The 21,912-nt window shown below is 66.3% G+C and carries 20 protein-coding genes; 15 read left to right on the top strand and 5 right to left on the bottom strand.

The window, feature by feature from the left end:
- Positions 1-10: 10 nt before the first annotated feature.
- The 6 genes from CAF78_RS22130 to CAF78_RS22105 all read left to right on the top strand — a co-directional run bounded on the left by CAF78_RS22130 (position 11) and on the right by CAF78_RS22105 (position 5,444).
- Positions 11-859, top strand: coding sequence for a TauD/TfdA family dioxygenase (locus tag CAF78_RS22130; RefSeq protein ID WP_085678041.1), 849 nt, complete (start codon positions 11-13; stop codon positions 857-859).
- Positions 860-925: 66 nt separating this feature from the next.
- Entirely contained in the window at positions 926-1,978 is a 1,053-nt protein-coding gene (locus tag CAF78_RS22125) for a 3-keto-5-aminohexanoate cleavage protein (protein WP_085678040.1), read from the top strand.
- A 181-nt stretch (positions 1,979-2,159) separates the two neighbouring features.
- Positions 2,160-3,464 carry an MFS transporter gene (locus tag CAF78_RS22120; protein ID WP_085678039.1) on the top strand — a complete coding sequence of 435 codons (1,305 nt, stop codon included), beginning with the start codon at positions 2,160-2,162 and terminating at the stop codon, positions 3,462-3,464.
- A complete protein-coding gene (locus CAF78_RS22115) occupies positions 3,461-4,114 on the top strand; it encodes a DsbA family protein (RefSeq protein WP_085678037.1) in 654 nt (217 codons plus the stop codon). The genes CAF78_RS22120 and CAF78_RS22115 overlap by 4 nt, the downstream gene beginning before the upstream one ends.
- Positions 4,111-4,437 carry a Rieske 2Fe-2S domain-containing protein gene (locus CAF78_RS22110; RefSeq protein ID WP_085678034.1) on the top strand — a complete coding sequence of 109 codons (327 nt, stop codon included), beginning with the start codon at positions 4,111-4,113 and terminating at the stop codon, positions 4,435-4,437. Before CAF78_RS22115 ends, CAF78_RS22110 begins: the two co-directional genes overlap by 4 nt.
- Positions 4,434-5,444 carry a YeiH family protein gene (locus tag CAF78_RS22105; protein ID WP_085678033.1) on the top strand — a complete coding sequence of 337 codons (1,011 nt, stop codon included), beginning with the start codon at positions 4,434-4,436 and terminating at the stop codon, positions 5,442-5,444. Before CAF78_RS22110 ends, CAF78_RS22105 begins: the two co-directional genes overlap by 4 nt.
- Here the strand turns inward: CAF78_RS22105 and CAF78_RS22100 are convergent.
- The gene (locus CAF78_RS22100; protein WP_085678031.1) at positions 5,441-6,451 is read right to left on the bottom strand and encodes an AraC family transcriptional regulator; all 1,011 of its coding nucleotides are present in this window, start codon (positions 6,449-6,451) and stop codon (positions 5,441-5,443) included. The genes CAF78_RS22105 and CAF78_RS22100 overlap by 4 nt on opposite strands.
- A 191-nt stretch (positions 6,452-6,642) precedes the next feature.
- Between CAF78_RS22100 and CAF78_RS22095 the strand changes: the two genes are divergently transcribed.
- The 8 genes from CAF78_RS22095 to CAF78_RS22060 all read left to right on the top strand — a co-directional run bounded on the left by CAF78_RS22095 (position 6,643) and on the right by CAF78_RS22060 (position 18,111).
- Positions 6,643-7,209, top strand: a complete 567-nt coding sequence (locus CAF78_RS22095) for an alpha/beta hydrolase (protein WP_085678029.1) — start codon at positions 6,643-6,645, stop codon at positions 7,207-7,209.
- Positions 7,210-7,295: 86 nt separating this feature from the next.
- Entirely contained in the window at positions 7,296-9,251 is a 1,956-nt protein-coding gene (locus CAF78_RS22090; RefSeq protein WP_085678028.1) for a DUF1302 domain-containing protein, read from the top strand.
- A 37-nt stretch (positions 9,252-9,288) separates the two neighbouring features.
- Positions 9,289-10,647 carry a DUF1329 domain-containing protein gene (locus tag CAF78_RS22085; protein ID WP_085678026.1) on the top strand — a complete coding sequence of 453 codons (1,359 nt, stop codon included), beginning with the start codon at positions 9,289-9,291 and terminating at the stop codon, positions 10,645-10,647.
- 22 nt (positions 10,648-10,669) lie between these two features.
- Complete coding sequence (locus CAF78_RS22080) at positions 10,670-11,647, top strand: YCF48-related protein (RefSeq protein ID WP_085678025.1); 978 nt, start codon at positions 10,670-10,672, stop codon at positions 11,645-11,647.
- The gene (locus tag CAF78_RS22075) at positions 11,647-14,112 is read left to right on the top strand and encodes an RND family transporter (protein WP_085678023.1); all 2,466 of its coding nucleotides are present in this window, start codon (positions 11,647-11,649) and stop codon (positions 14,110-14,112) included. The genes CAF78_RS22080 and CAF78_RS22075 overlap by 1 nt, the downstream gene beginning before the upstream one ends.
- Positions 14,105-15,874 carry an acyl-CoA dehydrogenase C-terminal domain-containing protein gene (locus CAF78_RS22070; protein WP_085678021.1) on the top strand — a complete coding sequence of 590 codons (1,770 nt, stop codon included), beginning with the start codon at positions 14,105-14,107 and terminating at the stop codon, positions 15,872-15,874. The genes CAF78_RS22075 and CAF78_RS22070 overlap by 8 nt, the downstream gene beginning before the upstream one ends.
- 11 nt (positions 15,875-15,885) lie before the next feature.
- Positions 15,886-17,532, top strand: a complete 1,647-nt coding sequence (locus CAF78_RS22065) for a fatty acid--CoA ligase (RefSeq protein ID WP_085678020.1) — start codon at positions 15,886-15,888, stop codon at positions 17,530-17,532.
- A 78-nt stretch (positions 17,533-17,610) separates the two neighbouring features.
- Positions 17,611-18,111: a methylated-DNA--[protein]-cysteine S-methyltransferase gene (locus CAF78_RS22060; protein ID WP_085678019.1), complete on the top strand. Its 501-nt coding sequence runs from the start codon at positions 17,611-17,613 to the stop codon at positions 18,109-18,111.
- 120 nt (positions 18,112-18,231) lie between these two features.
- Here CAF78_RS22060 and CAF78_RS22055 read toward each other — a convergent pair whose 3' ends face one another.
- Together CAF78_RS22055 and CAF78_RS22050 are read right to left on the bottom strand one after the other, a co-directional pair.
- The gene (locus tag CAF78_RS22055) at positions 18,232-18,975 is read right to left on the bottom strand and encodes a carbon-nitrogen hydrolase family protein (protein WP_085678018.1); all 744 of its coding nucleotides are present in this window, start codon (positions 18,973-18,975) and stop codon (positions 18,232-18,234) included.
- Between the two features lie 78 nt (positions 18,976-19,053).
- Positions 19,054-19,569 carry a DUF3016 domain-containing protein gene (locus CAF78_RS22050; protein ID WP_085678017.1) on the bottom strand — a complete coding sequence of 172 codons (516 nt, stop codon included), beginning with the start codon at positions 19,567-19,569 and terminating at the stop codon, positions 19,054-19,056.
- Between the two features lie 74 nt (positions 19,570-19,643).
- Between CAF78_RS22050 and CAF78_RS22045 the strand changes: the two genes are divergently transcribed.
- The gene (locus tag CAF78_RS22045) at positions 19,644-20,369 is read left to right on the top strand and encodes a metallophosphoesterase (protein ID WP_085678016.1); all 726 of its coding nucleotides are present in this window, start codon (positions 19,644-19,646) and stop codon (positions 20,367-20,369) included.
- Here CAF78_RS22045 and CAF78_RS22040 read toward each other — a convergent pair.
- Together CAF78_RS22040 and CAF78_RS22035 are read right to left on the bottom strand one after the other, a co-directional pair.
- A complete protein-coding gene (locus CAF78_RS22040; RefSeq protein ID WP_085678015.1) occupies positions 20,317-20,931 on the bottom strand; it encodes a LysE family translocator in 615 nt (204 codons plus the stop codon). The genes CAF78_RS22045 and CAF78_RS22040 overlap by 53 nt on opposite strands.
- Positions 20,932-20,993: 62 nt before the next feature.
- Positions 20,994-21,812 (bottom strand): AraC family transcriptional regulator, encoded by an 819-nt coding sequence (locus tag CAF78_RS22035; RefSeq protein ID WP_085678014.1) that lies wholly within the window; start codon positions 21,810-21,812, stop codon positions 20,994-20,996.
- Positions 21,813-21,912: the final 100 nt, after the last annotated feature.

Below are 21,912 nucleotides of genomic sequence, written 5' to 3'. Positions count from 1 at the left end.
GGGCAACAGCATGCACATCGAACAACTGACCTGTGCGATCGGCGCCGAGATCAGCGGCGTCAACCTGGCTGACGCGATCCACGACGACGACCTGTTCGAGCAGCTGCGCGCGCAGTTGCTCAGGCACCGTGTGCTGTTCCTGCGTGACCAGCACTTCAGCCGTGCCGAACACGTGGCCTTTGCCCGGCGCTTTGGCGAGCTGGAAGACCACCCGGTGGCCGGCAGCGACCCGGAGCACCCTGGCCTGGTGCAGATCTACAAGCGCCCCGACCAGCCCAACGACCGCTACGAAAACGCCTGGCACACCGACGCCACCTGGCGCGAAGCACCGCCCATGGGCTGCGTGCTGCGCTGTGTCGAGTGCCCGCCGGTGGGCGGCGACACGATGTGGGCGAACATGGTGCTGGCCTATGAGAACCTGCCCGCCGACGTGAAAGCCAAGATCGAAGGCCTGCGCGCACGCCACAGCATCGAAGCCAGCTTCGGTGCCGCCATGCCGATCGACAAGCGCCTGGCGCTCAAGGCGCAGTTCCCCGACGCCGAGCACCCGGTGGTGCGCACCCACCCGGAAACCGGTGAGCAGGTGCTGTTCGTCAACGCCTTCACCACCCACTTCAGCAACTACCACACGCCCCAGCGCGTGCGCTTCGGCCAGGACGCCAACCCCGGCGCCGCCGACCTGCTGCGCTACCTGGTCAGCCAGGCTTACCTGCCCGAGTACCAGGTGCGCTGGCGCTGGAAGCCCAACAGCGTGGCGATCTGGGACAACCGCAGCACCCAGCATTACGCGGTCATGGATTACCCACCGTGCCACCGCAAGATGGAGCGCGCGGGGATCAAGGGCAGCCGCACCTTCTGAGGCACCCGCCGCCCACACACTCACGCGCGCGGCGCACAGCACAATAACAATAGCGAGGACTACTGCATGCAATTCTTCGATGATTCGTTGCACCCGGAAAACATGGAAAAGGTGGTGATCACCGTCGCCCCGTATGGCCCCGAATGGATGCCCGAGGACTTCCCCGAAGACATCCCGCTGACCATGGATGAGCAGGTGCAGAAGGCCGTCGAGTGCTACGAAGCCGGTGCCACCGTGCTCCACCTGCATGTGCGCGAGCTGGACGGCAAGGGCTCCAAGCGCCTGTCCAAGTTCAACGAGCTGATCGCCGGTGTGCGTGAAGCGGTGCCGGACATGATCATCCAGGTCGGCGGTTCGATTTCCTTTGCCCCCGAGGGCGAAGGCGAGGCAGCCAAGTGGCTGTCCGACGACACCCGGCACATGCTCGCCGAGCTGACCCCGCGCCCCGACCAGGTGACCGTGGCGATCAACACCACGCAGATGAACATCATGGAGCTGCTGTACCCGGAGTACCTGGAAGGCACCTCCCTGGCCCACCCGGCGATCCACGCCGCCTACAGCGAGATGACCGTGCCTGCCGGCCCGGCCTGGGTCCGCGAGCACCTGCGCCGCTTGCAGGCCAGTGGCATCCAGCCGCACTTCCAGCTGACCGGCATGCATGCTCTGGAAACCCTCGAGCGCATTGTCCGCCGTGGCGACTACATGGGCCCGCTGAACCTGACCTGGATCGGCATCGGTGGCGGTTTCGACGGGCCTAACCCGTTCAACTTCTTCAACTTCATCCACCGCGCGCCGGATGGCTGCACGCTGACCGCCGAGTCGCTGCTCAAGAACGTGCTGCCGTTCAACACCATGGCCCTGGCCATGGGCCTGCACCCACGCTGCGGCAACGAAGACACCATCATCGACCAGCACGGCAAGCGCTTCGGCTCGGTGCAGCAGATCCGGCAGACCGTGCGTGTGGCCCATGAACTGGGCCGTGAAGTGGCCAACGGCAAAGAGGCCCGGGCCATTTACCGCATTGGCGAGCAGTACACCAGCATCGAGCAGACCCTCAAGGCCAACGGCATGGCGCCGAACCGCCAGCCGGGGCAGAAGGGCGTGCCGCAAAGGGCCTGACAAGCAGGCCTGGCCTCTTCGCGGGCACGCCCGCTCCCACAGGCGCTGCACATCACTCAGGCCTGTGCAGTACCTGTGGGAGCGGGCTCGCCCGCGAAGAGGCCGGAACAGGCAGTAAAGATTTTTGGCTGTATCCATAAAAACAAGAACAACCCCACGCCAGATACTCCGAGGAGGCACCATGGCCACCTATCTCGCCAGTGCCCAGGCACCCGGCACCGACTGTGCGCACAGCGTCCCCCGGCGCTATGCCTGGGTCGTCTTCGCCCTGACCTTCGGCCTGTTGATCTCCGACTACATGTCGCGCCAGGTGCTCAACGCCGTGTTCCCGCTGCTCAAGGGCGAGTGGGCCCTGAGCGACAGCCAGCTCGGCCTGCTCAGTGGCATCGTCGCGCTGATGGTCGGCCTGCTGACCTTCCCGTTGTCATTGCTGGCCGACCGCTTCGGCCGGGTCCGCAGCCTGGTGCTGATGGCCGTGCTGTGGAGCCTGGCGACCCTGGGCTGCGCCCTGGCCGAAAACTACCCGCAGATGTTCATCGCGCGCTTCCTGGTAGGCGTCGGCGAGGCCGCCTACGGCAGCGTCGGCATTGCCGTGGTGGTGGCGGTGTTTCCTCGCGACATGCGCTCGACCCTGGCCGGCGCATTCATGGCCGGTGGCATGTTCGGCTCGGTGCTGGGCATGGCCCTGGGCGGTGTGCTGGCCCAGCACCTGGGCTGGCGTTGGGCGTTCGCCGGCATGGCCCTGTTCGGCCTGGTGCTGGCGCTGCTGTACCCGCTGATCGTCAAGGAAGCCCGCATCACCGCCCAATGCACCGCACAGGCCCAGGAGAAGGCGAGCCACCCGCTGCGCACCCTGTATGGCTCGCGCTCGGTGATCGCCGCCTACATCGGCAGCGGCCTGCAACTGTTCGTCGGCGGCACGGTGATCGTCTGGATGCCCAGCTACCTCAACCGTTACTACGCCATGGGCACCGATCGTGCCGGGGCCATTGCCGCAGTGATCGTGCTGTGCAGCGGTATCGGCACGATCCTCTGCGCGATGCTCTGCGACCGCCTGGGCCGGCAGCGCCCGGACCGCAAGATCAGCCTGGCCATCGGTTATTGCCTGGGCAGCTGCCTGCTTCTGTCGCTGGCCTTTGCGCTGCCGGCGGGCACCGCGCAACTGGTGCTGATCTGCCTGGGCATGATGATCGCCGTCGGCACCAACGGCCCGTCCAGCGCCATGGTCGCCAACCTGACCCACGCCGCCGTGCATGGCACGGCGTTCGCCACCCTGACCCTGGCCAACAACCTGCTGGGCCTGGCGACCGGCCCGCTGATCACCGGGCGGGTGTCCGACCTGATCGGTTTGCACGCCGCGTTCCAGCTGGTGCCGCTGGTGAGCATCGCCGCCGCTGCGGTGTTCTTCATCGGCAAACGCCATTACCACCGCGACATGGAGCGTCTGCAAGCATCGGTCAGCCGCACCGAGGAGTTGAGTTCGTGAAACAGACGTTGTCCGTCGAAGTGTTGTTCGATTTCGTTTGCCCGTGGTGCCTGATCGGCCAGCGGCAATTGCAGGCCGCCCTGTTGCTGTTGCAACGCGAGCAGCCGCAGGTGCAGGTGGAGCTGCAGTGGCGCGGCGTGCAGCTGCTGCCTGGCCTGCCGGCCAATGGCGTGCCATTCCACGCGTTCTATGTACAGCGCCTGGGCAGCGAGCAGGCCGTGCGCGAGCGCCAGGCGCAGGTGCGGGCAGCGGCCAGCGTGGTCGGTGAGGACATCGATTTCACGCGCATCCGCCGCATGCCCAATACCGCCAATGCCCACCGCTTGCTGCAACGTGCGGCCGGCCTGCTCAGCGCCAGGCGGCTTGAAACCTTGCTGGCGCAGCTGTTCATTGCCTACTTCCATCAGGGGCGCGACCTGGGCGATAGCCGGACACTGCTTGCCATTGCCCAGTCCTGCGGATTGGAGGCAGCGCAAGTGGCCGGCTGCCTGCGTGACGATGGCAGCCCGTTCCTCGACGGTGCCGGGCGCGCAGGCAGCGCGGTGCCGCGTTTTCGCTTCAACGAGGGCCGCCTGATCGCCGGCGCTCAGCCGGCCGAAGTGCTGTTCGCGGCCATGCTCGAAGCCCTGCAAGCACAGGTGCCGGCATGAGCCGGCGGATCGCCCTGGCCGCGAGCCAGGTCCCCGAGCGCAACGGGCGTGTGCTGGTGGAGAGCCACGGTAAGAGCCTGGCCGTGTTCAATGTGGCCGATACTCTGTACGCGATCGACGACAGTTGCCCGCACCAGGGCGCCTCGCTGTGCGGCGGGCGCCTGGAGGGCCGGGTCATCCAGTGCTGCGCCCACGGCCTGCGCTTCGACCTGGCCAGCGGCTACCTGCTCAACTCCACAGCGCTGAAGGTCAACAGCTACCCGGTCGAATGCCAGGGCCAGCAGGTCTACATCGTGCTGGGCAACGAGGAGGGCGGGCAATGAGCACGCTGGCTATCACCGCGGCGCAGCACCGCATTCGCGCCTTGGCCCCTGGCGTCGCGGTCAGCCTGATCGTGGGCGCGGCGGCGAGCTTTCTCAGTGAGCACTACGCGGCACCGGTCATGCTGTTCGCCTTGTTGCTGGGCATGGCCCTGAACTTCCTGGCCGTCGATGGGCCGTGCAAGGCTGGCATCGAGTTCACTGCCCGCAGCGTGCTGCGCCTGGGTGTTGCCCTGCTGGGCATGCGCATTACCCTCGGCCAGATCGCCAGCCTTGGCTGGAAGCCGGTGGCGCTGGTGGTCATCCTGGTGCTGGTGACCATCGTGGTGTCGGTGATCGCAGCCAAGGCGCTGGGTTTCTCCCGCTTGTTCGGCCTGTTGACCGGAGGTGCCACGGCCATTTGCGGTGCCTCTGCGGCGTTGGCGCTGGCGGCGGCGTTGCCCCAGCACCCGCGCAAGGAACACGCCACACTGTTCACGGTGATTGGCGTGTCGGCGTTGTCGACCCTGGCGATGATCCTCTACCCGATGATTGCCAATGGGTTCCATCTGTCGCCGGGGCAGGCCGGCGTATTCCTCGGCGCCACCATCCACGATGTGGCCCAGGTGGTCGGCGCCGGTTACAGCATGTCCACAGAAACCGGCGACATCGCCACGGTGGTCAAGCTGATGCGCGTGGCCATGTTGCTGCCGGTGATCGTCTGTGCGGCGATGATCACCCGCCGTCAGGGCCTGGATGCCAGTGGCCAGCGCCCACCGTTGCTGCCGTGGTTCGCCGTCGGCTTCGTGCTGCTGGCCTGCGTCAACAGCACTGGCTGGGTGCCTGCGGCAGTGCAGGGCGGCATCAATGACCTGTCGCGTGGCTGCCTGGTGGTGGCGATCAGCGCCCTGGGCATGAAGACCCAGCTCAAGGCCTTGGCGTCGGTGGGGCTCAAGCCCATCGCGCTGATGGTGGGGGAAAGCGTGTTCCTCGTGCTGTTGGTGCTGGCCCTGATGCACTGGGGCCTTTAAGGCGCCTGTTCGGCATGCCGGGCCCGCCAGGTGGCCGGGGGCATGCCGAACTGGGCGATGAACCAGCGGGTGAACGAGCTGGGCATCGAGTAACCGAGCATGTCGGCGATGCGCCCCAGCGAATAGCTGGGGTTTTCCAGGTAGCGCATCACCAGGTCGCGGCGCACGTTGTTGATCATGTCCTTGAACGTCAGCCCGTCTTCTTCCAGGCGCCGTTGCAGCGTGCGCACATTCATGCCCTGGGTCTGCGCCACCTGCTCGATGGTGGCGCGGCCCATGGGCAGCAGCAGGTAGATGGTCTTGCGCAGCTCCAGTTCCAGTGACGGTGTGCCACCGGCCGGCAAGGTGTCCAGGTAGCGCCGCGCCAGGCGCGCCATGGCCTCGTTGGCCTGGGGGCTGGCGCTGTCGAGGTCGGCGGCGGGGCAGACGATGCCGTTGAACTCGCTGCCGAACACCAGCTTGCAGCCGAAGATACGCCGGTGGATGGCCAGGTCGGCGGGGGCGGCGTGGGTGAAGTTGGCGCTGATCGGGTGCCACTGGGCACCCAGCAGCGCCGCACACAGGCGCAGCATCACGCCGATGGCAAGCTCCGTGGCCTGGCGGCTGCACGGCGCCCGGTCGTTGATCACTTCTTCGCGAATGATGACGGTCTTGCCGGCTTCCTCGACATGGATGGCCAGCGCATCGTTGAGCAGGTGGCGATACTGCACGATCACTTCCAGGGCATCACGCAGGTTGCGCTGGTGGCTGAGCAGCAAGCTGATCTCGCCGAAGTCCGAGAGCTGGCGCGATTCGGCCATGCGCAGGCCAAAGGTTTCGCAACCGCTGGCACGGGCCGACTCTTCCAGCAGGGTAATCACGTTGGCCGCCGGGATACGCCGGTTGGGGTCGTCGAGCAGGGCGGCGCTGAGGCCGACCTGGGCGAGCAGGGCGTTGGGGTTCAGGCCCACATGGCGGGACACTTCAAGGTAATTGGTCAGGCTGGCGGCACGGACGAGGGCGGGCATTTTTATTGTTTTCCGTCAGGCGGTCGGTGAGTTATAGCCTGTGTGTCATCAATTGAGAAGCACAAGCCCGCAACCGCGCCTTGTCATCAAATGAAAAGTCACTGACGCGCAATGTGAAGCACCCGTCGTGCCCCCTGATTACTGTGAACCTCGTACCCGATCCAAGCCCCGATGCAAAACGAGGTTCCGACGTGGAAAAACTGCAAACCGCCGCCACCGTGCTGATCATCCCTGGCCTGCGCGAGCATGTCAGCGAGCATTGGCAAACCCTGCTTGAAGCGCGCCTGGCCAAGGTCCGCAGCGTACCACCGCTGCAGGTCGACGGGCTCAGCTGCAACGCCCGTGTCGAAGCCATCCAGCGCGAGCTGGAACAGATCGACGGTGAGGTGGTGCTGGTGGCGCACAGCGCAGGCGTGTTGATGGTGGCTCACTGGGCGGCCCGCTACGAACGGCCGATCAAGGGCGCCTTGCTGGCCGCACCACCTGACCTGCACAGCCAGTGGCCGGCCCATTACCCCAGCCCGCAAAGCCTCGCCGAGCAGGGCTGGTCGCCCTTGCCGATGGCGCCGCTGCCGTTCCCCAGCATCGTCGCTGCCAGCAGCAACGACCACCTGGCCAGTTTCGACGCCGCCGGAGCCATGGCCCAGGCCTGGGGCAGCGAGTTGGTCGCCCTGGGCGCGGTCGGCCACCTCAACCCGGCAGCCGGCTTCGGCCCCTGGCCGCTGGCCGAAAACCTGATTCGCCGCCTGGACCACTGATCCGCCAACCGCGCACGGATGCCCAGGCCAAGCCCGCAGATGACGGGCGGCCCAATACAACAAGAACAATAAGTGGAGTCATCGCAATGCCAGAACACCGCATTCACCGTGCTGTGAAACCACAGCGCTGCCTGCTCGCCTGCGCCATCAGCCTGCTCAGCCTGCCCGGCGCGCACGCCATCGAAGTCACCACCGGCAGCGAAGACTGGGCCGTGCGCTTCGACAACACGGTCAAGTACAACTACGGCGTGCGCACCGAAAGTGCCGACAAACGCATGCTGGGCACGCCCAACAGCAACGACGGTGACTACAACTTCCGCAAGGCCGGTACCACGGTCACCAACCGGGTCGACCTGCTGACCGAACTGGACGTGGTTTACCAAGGCAAAACCGGCTTTCGCGTCAGCACCGCCAGCTGGTACGACAAGGCGTATGACAACACCGGCTCCAACAGCAACCCGTTCGTCAACGGCAACGGTGACCAGTCCGGCATCAACCCCAGCCTCAACGGCCTGCCGGGCACCGGCGTGCCGCTGGGCAGCCCGCACCTGAGCAACTATGCCCAGCGCTACTACAGCGGCCCGTCCGGTGAAGTGCTGGATGCCTTCGTGTTCTTCAGCCGCGACGTGGGCGAGCAGTCGCAAGTCAGTGCCAAGGTCGGCCAGCACAACCTGTTCTGGGGTGAAACCCTGCTCAACCCGGTGCACTCGCTGAGCTACGGCCAGTCCGGGCTGGACCTGGCCAAGCTGGCGGCCTCACCCGGCACCGAAGCCAAGGAGCTGTTCGTACCGCGCAACCAGTTGTCCACCTCGTTCATGGTCAACCCCGAACTGACCCTGGGCGCCCAGTACTTCTTCGACTGGGATGCCGCGCGCCTGCCGGAGGCTGGTACTTACTATGGCGGCTCCGACGTGGTGGGCGAGGGCGCCCAGAGCTTCCTGCTCGGCCACACCGGCACCCCAGGGCTGATCCCGGTGCGCGGTGCGCTCACCACCATCCGCCGTGGCGACGATCTGACCCCGCGCAACAGCGGCGACTGGGGCGTCATGGCCAAGTGGTCGCCCGAGTGGCTCGGCGGCACCCTGGGCTTCTACTACCGCAAGACCTCCGAGATCCTGCCCCAGGCCTGGCTCGATGCCCGTGGCATGACCGTGGCCAGGGGCCCGTTCGGCAACCCGCCCGGCAGCCGCCAGGGGGCGGTCGGCAACCTGTACAACTCGCTGCAGAGCACCACCTACCAGTTCGCCTATGCCGACGACATCGACATCTATGGCCTGAGCCTGTCCAAGGACATCGGCGGCGTCAGCGTCGGCAGCGACCTGAACATTCGTCATCACATGCCCCTGGCGAGCATCCCGGCCATCGTCAGTGCCCCCGGCACCGCGGGCCTGGGTGGCGGCTTCGGCCTGCTGCCGCCACGCCTGGCGAGCAGCGGGGTGATCTACGATGTGCCCAAGGACGGCGACAGCCTGAGCGCCACCGGCGAAACCCTGCACTGGACCCTCAACGGCCTGATGACCATCGGCAATACGCCGCTGTTCGACTCGGCGACGCTGCTCGGCGAGCTGTTCTACAGCAACCTGCTCAAGCTCGATGGCCACAACGAGGCCTTGTACAAGGGCAAGGGCAGCTACCGCGGCATCGACCAGCCGACCCGTGACAACTGGGGCATCGCCGTCAACTTCACGCCCACCTGGTACCAGGTGCTGCCCGGCATGGACCTGAGCCTGCCGCTGTCGGTCAACGTCGGCATCGACGGCGTGTCGCCGGTGCAGGGCGGCGGGGCCAAGGACACCGGCAACTATGCGGTTGGCGTCAGCGCCGCCATCTACAACCAGTACTTCGTCGACCTCAAGTACGTCGACAGCTTCGGCAAGACCCAGTCCTGCAAGGATGGCCAGACCGACGGCAGCACGCCGAACGCCCTCGACGGCGAACAGGACTACACCTGCTACGGCGGCGGCTACGCCTCCTTCTCCGGCGGTGGTGCCACCACCGAAGACCGTGGCGCCCTGTACCTGACCCTCAAGACCACGTTCTGAGACCCGACCCCACAGACTTCACAGGAAAACAACAATCATGAACTACGTGAACACCCTGTTGGCCACGTGCCTGTCGCTGGCTGCCCTCAACGCGGCCCACGCCGCAGTATCCCCTGACCAGGCTGCCAAGCTGGGCAAGAGCCTGACCACCCTGGGTGCGGAAAAGGCCGCCAATGCCGATGGTTCGATCCCGGCCTACCAGGGCGGCCTGCAGACGCCGCCCGCCGGCTACCAGAGCGGCGCCAGCATGCGCCCCGACCCGTTCGCCAACGAGAAGCCGCTGCTGGTCATCGATGGCAAGAACGCCGAGCAGTACAAGGCCCAGCTGACGGCCACCACCCTTGAACTGCTCAAGCGCTTCCCGACCATGCGCGTCGATGTCTACCCGACCCACCGCAGCGTCGCGCTGCCCCAGGCGGTGCTGGACAACACCCTGAAGAACGCCACCGGTGCCAAGAGCCAGGAGGGCGGCACCGCGGTGGACAACGTACTGCCGGGCATCCCGTTCCCGATCCCGCAGAACGGCGCCGAGGCCATGTGGAACTTCCTGCTGCGCTACCAGGGCGTGAGCATGACCGCCAAGTACGATTCGTGGAACGTCGACGCGGCCGGCAAGCCCACGCTGTCGACCACCGGCCAGGCCAACATCAGCTACCCGATCTATGAAGACATGAACAAGCCGATCGGCGCCAAGGACACCTACTACCAGATGAAACTGGTGTACACCGGCCCCGCCCGCCGTGCCGGTGAAGCGATGATGCTGCGCGATGCCGCCAACCCGCTGGTGCAGCCGCGCAGCGCCTGGCAGTACCTGCCTGGGCAGCGGCGGGTCAAGCTGGCGCCGAACCTGGCCTACGACACGCCCAACCCGGGCACCTCGGGTTCCGGCACCTACGATGACGTGTTCGTCTTCAACGGCGCCCTCGACCGCTACGACTGGGCCCTGGTCGGCAAGCAGGAAATGTACGTGCCGTACAACACCTACCAGCTGACCTACAACACCGACGTCAAGCAGCTGATCACCCCCAACCACCTCGCTCCGCAGTTCGTGCGCTGGGAAAAACACCGCGTGTGGGTGGTGGAAGGCAAGCTCAAGGACGGTGCGCGGCACATCTACCACAAGCGCCGCTTCTACCTCGACGAAGACAGCTGGGTAGCCCTGGCCTCCGACCAGTACGACGCCCGTGGCCAGCTGTACCGTGGCTCGTTCGCCTTCCTCACCCAGAGCTACGACAAGCAGACCCCGGATGCCACGCCGTTCATGATCTACGACCTGGTCGGCGGCACCTACAACCTCAACGGCGTGGTCGGTGCCTATGGCGGCATCCGCTACATCGACCCGCTGTCCAAGGCCCAGTGGTCGCCTGAATCGCTGGCCGGCAACGGCATCCGCTGAGCGCATGGCGCAGAGGTTCGCAATGTCTGTCTTCAAACGATGCAGCGTGGCGATGCTGTGCTGGGTTGCGCTGCAAGGCGCGGCCCAGGCAGCGCCTTTCACCGACGTGCTGGACCTGCCGGCGATGCCCAGTGCACTGGCCGCCAGCAGTGCGCTGCGGGATGTGACCCGGGCCGGTGAGCGCCTGGTGGCGGTGGGCCCGCGTGGGCACATCCTGTATTCCGACGACCATGGCGCGCACTGGCAGCAGGCCCAGGTGCCGGTCAGCGCCGACCTCAACGCCGTCAGCTTCGCCACTGCCGAGCACGGTTGGGCGGTGGGCAACGACGGCGTGGTGTTGCACAGTCGCGACGGTGGCCAGCACTGGGAAAAGCAGCTCGATGGCCGTGCGCTCGCCGATGGCACCGACAGCACCTTGCTCGATGTGTGGTTCAGCGATGCCCAGCATGGCTATGCCGTAGGCCTGTTCAACCTGCTGCTGCGCACCGATGACGGCGGCCAGCACTGGTTGCCCTGGCAGGACCACAGCGACAACCCGCAAGGCTTGCACCTGACCAGCCTGGCGCCGGTGGGTGATGCACTGTACATCACCGGCGAACAGGGCCTGTTGCTCAAGCTGGATGCCGCGGGTGAACGCTTCACCCAGGTGTCGACGCCCTATGCCGGCACCTTGTTCGGCGCGGTGGGCAAACCCGGGCTGCTGCTGATCTACGGCTTGCGTGGCAATGCCTACCGCAGCACCGACGGCGGCCAGCAATGGCAGCCGGTCAGCAGTGGCGTGCAGACCAGCCTGACGGCAGCCAGCCTGACGGCCTCCGGCGATGTCTGGCTGGCCAGCCAGGCCGGCGACCTGCTGCTCAGCCGCGATGGCGGCGCCAGCTTCAGCCCGCAGCCACAAGCCACCCGCGGCCCGGTGACCGCGCTTGCCAGCACCGCCGCTACCGGGCTGGTGCTGGTGGGCGAGCGGGGCGTGCGCACCTTCGACGAGAGAAGACCCTGATGGCCGATATCCGCCAAGACCCACTGCCGGTGATTCACAACCTCGCCGACTTCGACCCCCGTTCGGGCAATCGCCTGGAGCGCCTGGTGTTCAACCATCGCCTGGGCTTCGTGCTGTGCATGCTCCTGACCACCCTGGTGCTGGGCTACATGGCGTTCACCCGCCTGGAGCTGCGCCCCAGCTTCGAGAAGATGCTGCCGCAGAGCCACCCCTACATCCAGCACTACCTGGCAAACCGCCAATCGCTGCGCGGCCTGGGCAACTCGGTGCGGGTGGTGCTGGAAAACACCCGTGGCGACATCTTCGACCCCGACTACCTGCAGACCCTGCGCCAGATCAACGACGAGCTGTTCCTCAGTGACGGTGTCGACCGCGCCTGGATGAAATCGCTGTGGAGCCCCGCCGTGCGCTGGACCGAGGTCACCGAAGAGGGCTTCCAGGGCGGGCCGGTGATGCCCGATGGCTACCAGGGCGGGGCCGCCGACATCGAGCAGCTGCGCCAGAACATCGAGCGCGCCAACATCGTCGGCAGCCTGGTGGCCCGGGACTTCAAGTCGAGCATGCTGATCGTGCCGCTGCTGGATCAGGACTCGGCCACCGGCAAAGGCATCGACTACCACGCCTTCTCGCAAAAGCTCGAACAGCTGCGCAACCAGTACCAGGCCAGCGGCCAGTACCAGATCCACGTGATCGGCTTCGCCAAGTTGATGGGTGACCTGATCGATGGCCTGATCCAGGTGATGGCGTTCTTTGCCCTGGCCGTGGTCACCAGCCTGGTGATCATCTACCTGTACACCCGCTGCGTACGCAGCACCTTGCTGGTGGTGCTGTGTTCGCTGACGGCGGTGGTCTGGCAACTGGGCATCGTCGCCTGGCTGGGCTATGCCATCGACCCGTATTCGATCCTGGTGCCGTTCCTGATCTTCGCCATCGGTGTATCGCACGCCGCGCAGAAGATGAACGGCATCCTCCAGGACATCGGCCGTGGCACCCACCGGCAGATCGCCGCGCGCTACACCTTCCGCCGCCTGTTCGTGGCCGGGGTCACCGCGTTGCTGGCGGACGCCGTGGGCTTTGCCGTGCTGATGCTGATCGATATCCCGGTGATCCAGGACCTGGCCATCACCGCCAGCATTGGCGTGGCGGTGCTGATCTTCACCTCGCTGCTGCTGATGCCGGTGGCGCTGTCGTATGTCGGCGTGGGCCGCAAGGCTGCCGAGCGCGCGTTGTACATTGATGCCCGCGCGGCGCAGCACCGTGGCTTTGGCCGCCTGTGGGACCTGCTCGACCGTTTCACCGAGCGCAAGTGGGCCACGGGCGCCTTGCTGGTGGCCGTGGCCTTGGCCGCCATCGGCGTGTGGGGCAGCCTGCAACTGAAGATCGGCGACCTCGACAGCGGTGCCCCGGAGCTGCGCGCCGACTCGCGCTACAACCGCGACAACGCCTTCATCACCAGCCACTACGCCCTGAGCAGCGACACCTTCGCGGTAATGGTCAAGACGCCGCCTGAAGGCTGCCTGCGCTACCAGACGCTGGTGCTGGCCGACCGCCTGGCCTGGGAGCTGCAGCAGCTGCCCGGGGTACAGACCACCTTGTCGCTGGCCAACGCGGTGCGCCAGATCACCGCCGGCACCTACGAGGGCAACCCGCGCCTGAACAGCCTGCAGCGCAACCAGGACGTGCTCAACTACGCGGCCCAGCAGGCCTCGGTCAACACCCCGGAGCTGTTCAACAATGACTGTTCGCTGATGCCGGTGATCGCCTACCTCAAGGACCACCGCGCCGACACCCTGGCGCAGGTCGCCGCCACCGCCGAGCGCTTCGCCCAGGACAACAGCGGCGAGGACCGCCAGTTCCTGCTGGCCGCCGGCAGCGCCGGCATCGAGGCCGCCACCAATATCGTCGTGCGCGAGGCCAACCACCGCATGCTGTTGCTGGTGTACCTGGCGGTAACAGTGTTCTGCCTGTTCACCTTCCGCAGTTGGCGCGCGACCCTGGTGGCGATCCTGCCACTGATGCTCACCTCGCTGCTGTGCGAAGCGCTGATGGTGGCCATGGGCATCGGCGTCAAGGTCGCCACCTTGCCGGTGATCGCCCTGGGCGTGGGCATTGGCGTCGACTACGCGTTGTACCTGCTCAGCGTGCAGCTGCATCACCAGCGTGCCGGCCTACCGCTGGCCGAGGCTTACCAGAAGGCCGTGGCCTTCACCGGGCGCGTGGTCGGCCTGGTGGGCATCACCCTGGCTGCAGGCGTGGTCGGTTGGGCCTGGTCGCCGATCAAGTTCCAGGCCGACATGGGCCTGCTGCTGACCTTCATGTTCCTGTGGAACATGCTCGGCGCGCTGGTGCTGATCCCGGCGCTGTCGCACTTCCTCCTGCGCGGCCATGGCGCCCCGGCGGCGAGCCGGGCCCGTGCCGCGTCACGTTCGTCAACCCAAGAAACCGAGTGTTCGCCTCATGTCTGATTACCTTCCGCCACTGCGCGACATGGATTTCCTGTTCAACGAAGTGTTCGATATCCCGGCCTGGTGGGCGCAGACCCCGGCACTGGCCGAGCAGGTCGACGCCGACACTGCCCGGGCCGTGCTCGAACAGGCCGGCAAGCTGATTGCCGAGGTGGTGGCACCGCTCAACCGCACCGGTGACGAACAGGGTTGCCGCTGGGAAGACGGCCGTGTGATCACCCCGGATGGCTTTGCCGACGCCTACCGGGCGTTCGCCGAAGATGGCTGGGTAGGTGTGGCTGGCGGGCCGGAGTACGGCGGCATGGGCATGCCGAAAGTGATCGGCGCCCAGCTCGAAGAGATGCTCAACGCCGCCAACCTGTCGTTTGGCCTGTACCCGATGCTTACCGCAGGCGCTTGCCTGTCGCTGCTCAACCACGCCAGCGAACCGCTCAAGGCCCGTTACCTGCCGCCGATGTACGAAGGGCGCTGGACCGGCTCGATGTGCCTGACCGAGCCGCACTGCGGCACCGACCTGGGCCTGCTGCGCACCCGCGCGGAACCGGCGGCCGATGGCCGTTACCGGGTCAGCGGCACCAAGATCTTCATCACCGGCGGTGAGCAGGACCTGACCGAGAACATCATCCACCTGGTGCTGGCCCGCTTGCCCGACGCACCCGCCGGTGCCAAGGGCATTTCCCTGTTCCTGGTGCCCAAAGTGCTGGTCGACGACGATGGCGCGCTGGGCGAGGCCAATGCCGTCAGCTGCGGCTCGATCGAGCACAAGATGGGTATCAAGGCCTCGGCCACCTGCGTGATGAACTTCGACAGCGCCATCGGCTACCTGGTCGGTGAGCCGAACAAGGGCCTCAATGCCATGTTCACCATGATGAACTACGAGCGTTTGGGCGTGGGTATCCAGGGCCTGGCCCTGGGCGAGCGCTCCTACCAGAACGCCATCGCCTATGCCCGCGACCGCCAGCAGGGCCGTGCCCCGACCGGCGCCGAGGCGCCCGGGCAGGCTGCCGACCCGATCGTCGTGCACCCGGATGTGCGGCGCATGCTGCTGACCATGAAGGCCCTGAACGAAGGCGGGCGGGCATTCTCCACCTACGTGGCGCTGCAGCTGGACCTGGCCAAGTACAGCGAGGATGCCAGCGCCCGCCGCCTGGCCGAGGCCAAGGTGGCGTTGCTGACCCCGGTGGCCAAGGCCTTTCTCACCGACATGGGGCTGGAGACCACCGTGCATGGCCAGCAGGTGTTCGGTGGCCACGGTTACATCCGTGAATGGGGCCAGGAACAGCTGATTCGTGATTGCCGCATCACCCAGATCTACGAAGGTGCCAACGGCATCCAGGCCCTCGACCTGGTGGGGCGCAAGCTTTTGGGCGACGGTGGCCAGGCGTATCGCCTGCTGGCGGCAGAGATCAGCGTGTACGCCGCAACGTTGCCGGCCGAGTTCGGCGCGCCGTTGCTGGCGGCCATGGACAACCTCGACCAACTGACCGCCTGGGTCCTCGACCGTGGCCAGGGCGACCCCCGTGAGATCGGTGCTGCCTCGGTGGAATACCTGCACGTGTTCGGCTACACGCTCTATGCCTACCTGTGGGCCCGCATGGCCGAAGTCGCCCTGAACACGGCGCAGCCCGAGCCGTTCCACCAGAGCAAGCTGGCCACCGCGCGGTTCTACTTCGCGCGCCTGCTGCCGCGCATTCACTCGCTGAGTGCCAGCGTCAAGGCAGGTAGCCACAGCCTGTACCTGCTCGATGCCGACCTGCTGTGAAGGATGCCACGATGACCACCACCCGTATCATGCCTGCCGCCGAACAGGCCTACGGCTACCCGCTGCTGATCAAGCGCCTGCTGATGTCTGGCGTGCGCTACCAGCCAAACCAGGAAATCGTCTACGCCGACCAGTTGCGCTACAGCTACACGACGCTGGTCGAACGCATCCAGCGCCTGGCCAACGTGCTCACCGAGGCCGGGGTCAGGCCTGGCGACACCGTCGCCTTGCTCGACTGGGACAGCCACCGCGCCCTGGAGTGTTTCTTCGCCGTGCCGATGCTCGGCGCGGTGCTGCACACCGTCAACGTGCGGCTGTCCGCCGAGCAGGTCCGCTACACCATGAACCATGCCGAAGACCGGCTGGTGCTGGTGCATGACGACTTCCTGCCGCTGATGGCACAGCTGCGCGACGAGCTGCCAACCGTGCAAGGCTTCATCCGCCTCAGCGATGGCGCCTGTGACCAGCCGACACTGCCCACGCTGGGCGAGTACGAGGCGCTGCTGGGTGCGGCTGACGCCCGCTTCGACTTCCCCGACTTCGACGAGCATTCCCTGGCGACGCTGTTCTACACCACCGGTACCACCGGTCACCCGAAGGGGGTGTATTTCAGCCATCGCCAGCTGGTGCTGCACACCTTGGCCGAGCAGGCAACCCTGGCTGCCTGCGGCGCCGAGCCACTGTTGCGTGAGGGCGACGTGTACATGCCGATCACGCCGATGTTCCATGTGCATGCCTGGGGCGTGCCCTATGTGGCCACGGCGCTGGGCATCAAGCAGGTCTACCCGGGGCGCTACGAGCCCAACCGCCTGGTGCGGCTGTACCGGGAGGAGGGCGTGACCTTCTCGCATTGCGTGCCGACCGTGCTGCAGATGATGCTCGACAGTGACGAGGGCCGGCGTACCGACCTGGTCGGCTGGAAGATGCTGCTCGGCGGCAGCGCACTGACCGTCGGGCTGGCGCAACGGGCCAGCCATCGCGGCATCCGTGTGCATTGCGGCTACGGCATGTCGGAAAGCTGCCCGCTGCTCAGCGTCACCCGCCTGAGCGCCCAGGACCTGACCTTGCCGGTGGCCGAGCAGGTGCCGCTGCGCATAAACGCCGGCGTGCCGATCATGCTGGTGGACCTGCGTATCGTCGATGACGCAGGCAATGACGTGCCTCACGATGGTGAACGCCTGGGTGAAGTGGTGGTTCGCGCACCGTGGTTGACCCAGGGTTACCTCAAGGAGCCAGAGCAGGGCGCCGCCCTGTGGCGCAGTGGCTGGCTGCATACCGGTGACCTGGCCTGCATCGACGCCGGCGGCGTGGTGCGCATCCGCGACCGGATCAAGGATGTGATCAAGACCGGTGGCGAGTGGATCAGCTCGGTCGAGCTGGAAAGCCTGATCAGCCAGCACCCGGCCGTCGAGGCGGTGGCGGTGATCGGCGTGCCGGACCCACAGTGGGGTGAGCAGCCGCTGGCATTGCTGGTGTGCCGCGACGGCCGGCAGCTGGAGGCGGCAGCACTGGCCGAGCATCTGCAGCCTTTTGTCGCCAGCGGCCACCTGAACAAGTGGGCGATTCCGCGGCAGGTACGTTGTGTGGAGCAAATCCCGAAAACCAGTGTGGGCAAGGTCGACAAGAAGTTGATCCGGCACTCGCTGCTCACCGAATAACCTGCGCAAGAAAGCGGGTGCGGTGGGGAGCGGGCGACGTTAAAGTGCGCTGAAACTGGTTTGCCGTAGGGAATTCCGATGTCCAGCGCCTTTACGTTCATGTCGTCCCCGGTCGGCACCCTGACCCTGGTGGCACGCGGTGAGCGGCTCGCCGCCGTGCTGTGGGAGGAGGAGCGCGAGAACCGCGTGCGGCTTGGCGAGCTGCACCGCGATGACCGCCACCCGATGCTGTGCGAAACGGCCCGCCAGCTGGGCGAGTACTTCGCCGGCACGCGCCAGCGTTTCGAGCTGGAACTGGACTTTGCGGGAACCGAATTCCAGCGCCAGGTGTGGGCGGCCTTGCTGACCATTCCCTTTGGCCAGACCCGCAGCTACAGCGACATCGCCCGGCAGATCGGCAACCCCAGTGCCGTGCGGGCAGTGGGCGCGGCCAACGGGCGCAACCCGATTTCGATCATTGCCCCGTGTCACCGGGTGATTGGTGCGTCCGGGAGCCTGACCGGGTTTGCCGGGGGCTTGACGGCCAAGCAGTATCTGCTGGCGCTGGAGGGGCGGCAAAGTCTGGCCCTGGACCTGTGATTTGCCTGCACCGGCCTCTTCGCGGGCAAGCCCGCTCCCACAGGATCACCACCCCTTCAAACCTGTGGTACTCCTGTGGGAGCGGGCTTGCCCGCGAAAGGGCCAGTACAGGCAATGACTTCAGGTAGCAGAAGCAGCCAGTGGCATGCCGAGCGCCAGGTTGCTGGCGGTATCCAGCAGAATCAGGCCTTCAGCCTTGTCATCCAGCGCTGCCAGCAGGTTGCCCTGGCTGTCCCAGGCTGCGGAACCACCGGCGCCAATGAAGTTGTCGGCCGGGCCGACGCAGTTGGCCAGCAAGACCGGCACGCCCAGGGTGCGTGCCAACTCCGGGTAATGCTCGTTGCCTTCGCGCATGCCTTTGGCGGTCTTGGCCACGCTGACCAGGTACAGCTCGGCACCCAGCGCATGGGCCTGGGTGGCATGTTCGATGAACATCGACTCGTAGCAGATGGCCGGGGCGATCTGCAGCGGCCCAGCTTCGAACACCAAGGGTTGATCCCCGGCGGTGAAGAACGGCCGTTCATCGTCATGCAGACGCTGCTTGGCATACGTCAGGGGTGGCAGGCCTGGGCGCAGGATGGGCATGCCGATGCGAATGCCCTCGGCGGTTGGCAGCGGCAGCCCCACGGCCACGCTGATAGCCAACTCATCGCAAAGCACCTGCAAGGGCTCGAGGCGGGCAGACGTCACCGGCAGGGCCACCTGGCGTGCAACGGTCGGTTCGTAACCGGTCAACGACAGTTCCGGGAACACCACCAGCTCGGCGCCCAGTGCCGCGGCTTGCTCGATGCAGCGCAGATGGCGAGCCAGGTTGACCGCCAGGTCGCCCTTGCGCGACGCCAGTTGTACGGCACAGAGTTTCATGGTGCGTCCCATCCCTGGTACAGGTCGAAGGGCCGAGCATACCCCCGACACCCTCGCCTGTACCAGCAAAGGGTGGCTTCAGGACGTCGCGTGCGGCCCGAAACGTTGGCGGAACCAGTCGTCGAGCATGGCCTTTTCCGCATACAGGCGGTCGCTGCTGTGGGAAGCGCGGCCCGGCCGGCTCAGGTACATCTTGTCGCTGACCCGCTCCTTGGCCTGCTGGTCGGGCTTGCCGGGCTGGGTCAGGGTGTAGCTCAGGTCGATGGTCGGCCAAGTGATGTCACGCATGAAGCGCACATCGTAGGCCTCGCGGTGCCACGGCTCGTAGCGGCCGGCCAGGTCGATGTCGCGGATGTCGATGACCAACTGCTGGCCGGGCTGCAGGTAGCGCTGGCCGAGTTTCTGCAGGTACTCGGTCAGGGTTTTCATCACGTACGGGTCGGCGCCGCGTTCATAGCCTGGGCCATCGAGGCTGGCGTCGCGGTACTTTTCCGGGTGGTCGAAACGCACCTCGACCTGCGCAGGCGGGGTGCCTTGTGCCATGCTGTTGAATGACAGCGCCATGAGCACGGCACACACAAGAGCGTTACGCATGATGCACCTCCGGGGCGGGCTGCGTGTCGCTCCATTTTACGCCGGCCCGGGCGCGCCAGCAGAGGAACATTGTAATGAGCCGGTTTCGGCGGGTAACCGCCAACAACAAGGGGCGTGACCTGGCCGTGGGCGATATCCACGGGCATTTCCGGCGGCTTGAGCAATGCCTGGATGCGGTGGGTTTCGACCCCGGTGTGGACCGGCTGTTCAGCGTCGGCGACCTGGTCGACCGCGGGCCGCACAGCGAAGAGTGCCTGTGGTGGCTGGATCAGCCGTGGTTCCAAGCGGTGCAGGGCAACCATGAGTCGCTGGCGATCACGTGCCTGCATGGCGGGCGCCTGGATCTGGACATGTACCGCGCTGCGGGCGGTGGCTGGTTCATCGACAAGCCCAAGGAAGAGCAGGCGGTCTTTGTCGAACAGTTTCTGCAGTTGCCGATTGCCCTGGAAGTACAGACCAACGCGGGCCTGATCGGCCTGCTGCATGCCGACAGCCCGTTCAATGACTGGCAGGCATTGCGCGATAGCCTGCTGTTCGATGACGACGCCGGTGTTCGCGAGGTTTGCCAGTGGTCGCGTCAGCGCCTCAAAGACGGCAACACCGAGGTCGTGGCAGGGCTGCGTGCCTTGCTGGTTGGCCACACGCCTGTGTTGCGGGCCAAGCAGCTGGGCAATGTCTGGCACCTCGACACCGGCGGCTGGGCCAGTGGCCACTTCAGCCTGATGGACCTGGCCAGCCTGCGCCTGGTCAGCCCGGCAGCAGATGAATCAACAGGGCCCCGGCCAGCCCCATCAGCATGACCCCGCAGGCCCGCTCAAGCCACGGCAGGGCGCGCACGAAGCGGCGCAGCAGTCGTTTGTTGCCGATGGCCGCAGCCACCAGCAGGTCCCACAGCAGCACGATGCTGAACATCCAGGCACTGTAGAGCCACTTCCAACCTGCGCTGCTGCTGGCCACCATGCCGGCGAGGCTGGCGTAGAACAGCGCGTTTTTCGGGTTCAGCACGCCGGACACGAAACCCATGCCCAGGCCACGCCACCAACTGCTGATCGAACCCTGCGCAGCAACGGCCGTCAGTTCACTGCTACCCGCATGGCGCAGGAACAGCAGGCCGATGTACAGCAGGTAGCCGGCACCGGCCAGTTGCAGGCTAATGAACAGCACACTGCCTTCGCGCAGGATGACCAGGCCGGCGAAGGCCATGGCAATGAACAGGCCATTGGCCAGGGCGATGCCCAGGCAGGCGCCACTGGCCACGCGCCAACCCGCCGCTACCGACGTGCGGGCGACCAGGAAAAAGTCGGGCCCCGGCGACAGCAGGGCGAGGAAGTGGGCGAGGGCGACGATCAGGAACTGCTCCATGGTGGGCTTTCTCGGGGGGAAAGCCGCAGTCTGGGCTGCTGACCTGGCGCCGGTATTGAAGATTATTGCGCGTGCCGGTACTGCCCCGGCGTCACTCCGACATGGGCTTTGAACACCCGTTGGAAGTGGCTCTGGTCGGCGAACCCCAGCTGGTAGGCAATGTCGGCCAACGCCAGCCCATCACGCAGCAGCAGCCGGCCACGGTTGACCCGCGCGTTGAGCAGATAGGCATGGGGTGTCAGCCCGGTGGCGGCGCGAAATGCACGGATCAGCTGGTAGCGGCCCAGGCCCGCTTGCCCGGCCAGCTGGTCAAGGCTCAGTTGCGCCAGGTCTTGCGCTTCGATGTGTTCGATCAGCCCGCGCAAGGTCGGCATCCCCAGCACAGGCGCGGGGGCTGCGAGCGATGTCGGTTGCGCCGAAAAGTCGTGATCGCCGAGGAATGCCACCAGCGCCGCTTCCTTTTCGCAGCTGCTCGCGGCCGAGAACAGCAGGTCGTTCAGTACGCAGAATTCACGGTACAGCGCCGGTTCCCGGCTGATCCGCGCAGGGGCACCTGGCCTGGCGGCTGCAAGCCCGGACTCCAGGCGCAACTGTGCCAGCCAGCCGGCATCCACATGCAGCATCTGGTAGCTCCAGGCTTGGCCAGGTTCGGGGTTGCAGGCATGTACCCGTTGCGCCGGCACCAGCACCAGGGTGCCCGGTGTCAGTCGCTCCTGCCCGTCGCCAGCGCCGGTGAAACAGCTGCTGCCGGCATCCACCGCGCCGATGGAGAAGGTCGGGTGACTGTGCGCCTTGTAGCAGGCGCGGCTATGGCAGGCGCGGCGGCTTTCCACCCAGGGCAGTGCCGGGTCGTGCCAGAGCAGGGAGCGGGCAGTGGGCATGACAGGTTCCTCGATCAGCGGGGCAGCTTAGCAGCGCCGGGCGCGCGGCCGTACAGTTTTTGCCGTTGGCTGTACCTTGACCCGACACCGAGCTGGCATC

This window comes from Pseudomonas sp. R28(2017), from assembly GCF_002112505.1.
Classification (GTDB): Bacteria; Pseudomonadota; Gammaproteobacteria; order Pseudomonadales; family Pseudomonadaceae; genus Aquipseudomonas.
This window is presented reverse-complemented; position numbering and strand designations above follow the sequence as displayed.

Bases quoted from the DNA above. Each gene is read 5' to 3' on its own strand.
- CAF78_RS22130 (WP_085678041.1), top strand. From the start codon at position 11: ATGCACATCGAACAACTGACCTGTGCGATCGGCGCCGAGATCAGCGGC.
- CAF78_RS22125 (WP_085678040.1), top strand. From the start codon at position 926: ATGCAATTCTTCGATGATTCGTTGCACCCGGAAAACATGGAAAAGGTG.
- CAF78_RS22120 (WP_085678039.1), top strand. From the start codon at position 2,160: ATGGCCACCTATCTCGCCAGTGCCCAGGCACCCGGCACCGACTGTGCG.
- CAF78_RS22110 (WP_085678034.1), top strand. From the start codon at position 4,111: ATGAGCCGGCGGATCGCCCTGGCCGCGAGCCAGGTCCCCGAGCGCAAC.
- CAF78_RS22105 (WP_085678033.1), top strand. From the start codon at position 4,434: ATGAGCACGCTGGCTATCACCGCGGCGCAGCACCGCATTCGCGCCTTG.
- CAF78_RS22100 (WP_085678031.1), bottom strand. From the start codon at position 6,451: ATGCCCGCCCTCGTCCGTGCCGCCAGCCTGACCAATTACCTTGAAGTG.
- CAF78_RS22090 (WP_085678028.1), top strand. From the start codon at position 7,296: ATGCCAGAACACCGCATTCACCGTGCTGTGAAACCACAGCGCTGCCTG.
- CAF78_RS22085 (WP_085678026.1), top strand. From the start codon at position 9,289: ATGAACTACGTGAACACCCTGTTGGCCACGTGCCTGTCGCTGGCTGCC.
- CAF78_RS22080 (WP_085678025.1), top strand. From the start codon at position 10,670: ATGTCTGTCTTCAAACGATGCAGCGTGGCGATGCTGTGCTGGGTTGCG.
- CAF78_RS22075 (WP_085678023.1), top strand. From the start codon at position 11,647: ATGGCCGATATCCGCCAAGACCCACTGCCGGTGATTCACAACCTCGCC.
- CAF78_RS22070 (WP_085678021.1), top strand. From the start codon at position 14,105: ATGTCTGATTACCTTCCGCCACTGCGCGACATGGATTTCCTGTTCAAC.
- CAF78_RS22065 (WP_085678020.1), top strand. From the start codon at position 15,886: ATGACCACCACCCGTATCATGCCTGCCGCCGAACAGGCCTACGGCTAC.
- CAF78_RS22060 (WP_085678019.1), top strand. From the start codon at position 17,611: ATGTCCAGCGCCTTTACGTTCATGTCGTCCCCGGTCGGCACCCTGACC.
- CAF78_RS22055 (WP_085678018.1), bottom strand. From the start codon at position 18,975: ATGAAACTCTGTGCCGTACAACTGGCGTCGCGCAAGGGCGACCTGGCG.
- CAF78_RS22050 (WP_085678017.1), bottom strand. From the start codon at position 19,569: ATGCGTAACGCTCTTGTGTGTGCCGTGCTCATGGCGCTGTCATTCAAC.
- CAF78_RS22045 (WP_085678016.1), top strand. From the start codon at position 19,644: ATGAGCCGGTTTCGGCGGGTAACCGCCAACAACAAGGGGCGTGACCTG.
- CAF78_RS22040 (WP_085678015.1), bottom strand. From the start codon at position 20,931: ATGGAGCAGTTCCTGATCGTCGCCCTCGCCCACTTCCTCGCCCTGCTG.
- CAF78_RS22035 (WP_085678014.1), bottom strand. From the start codon at position 21,812: ATGCCCACTGCCCGCTCCCTGCTCTGGCACGACCCGGCACTGCCCTGG.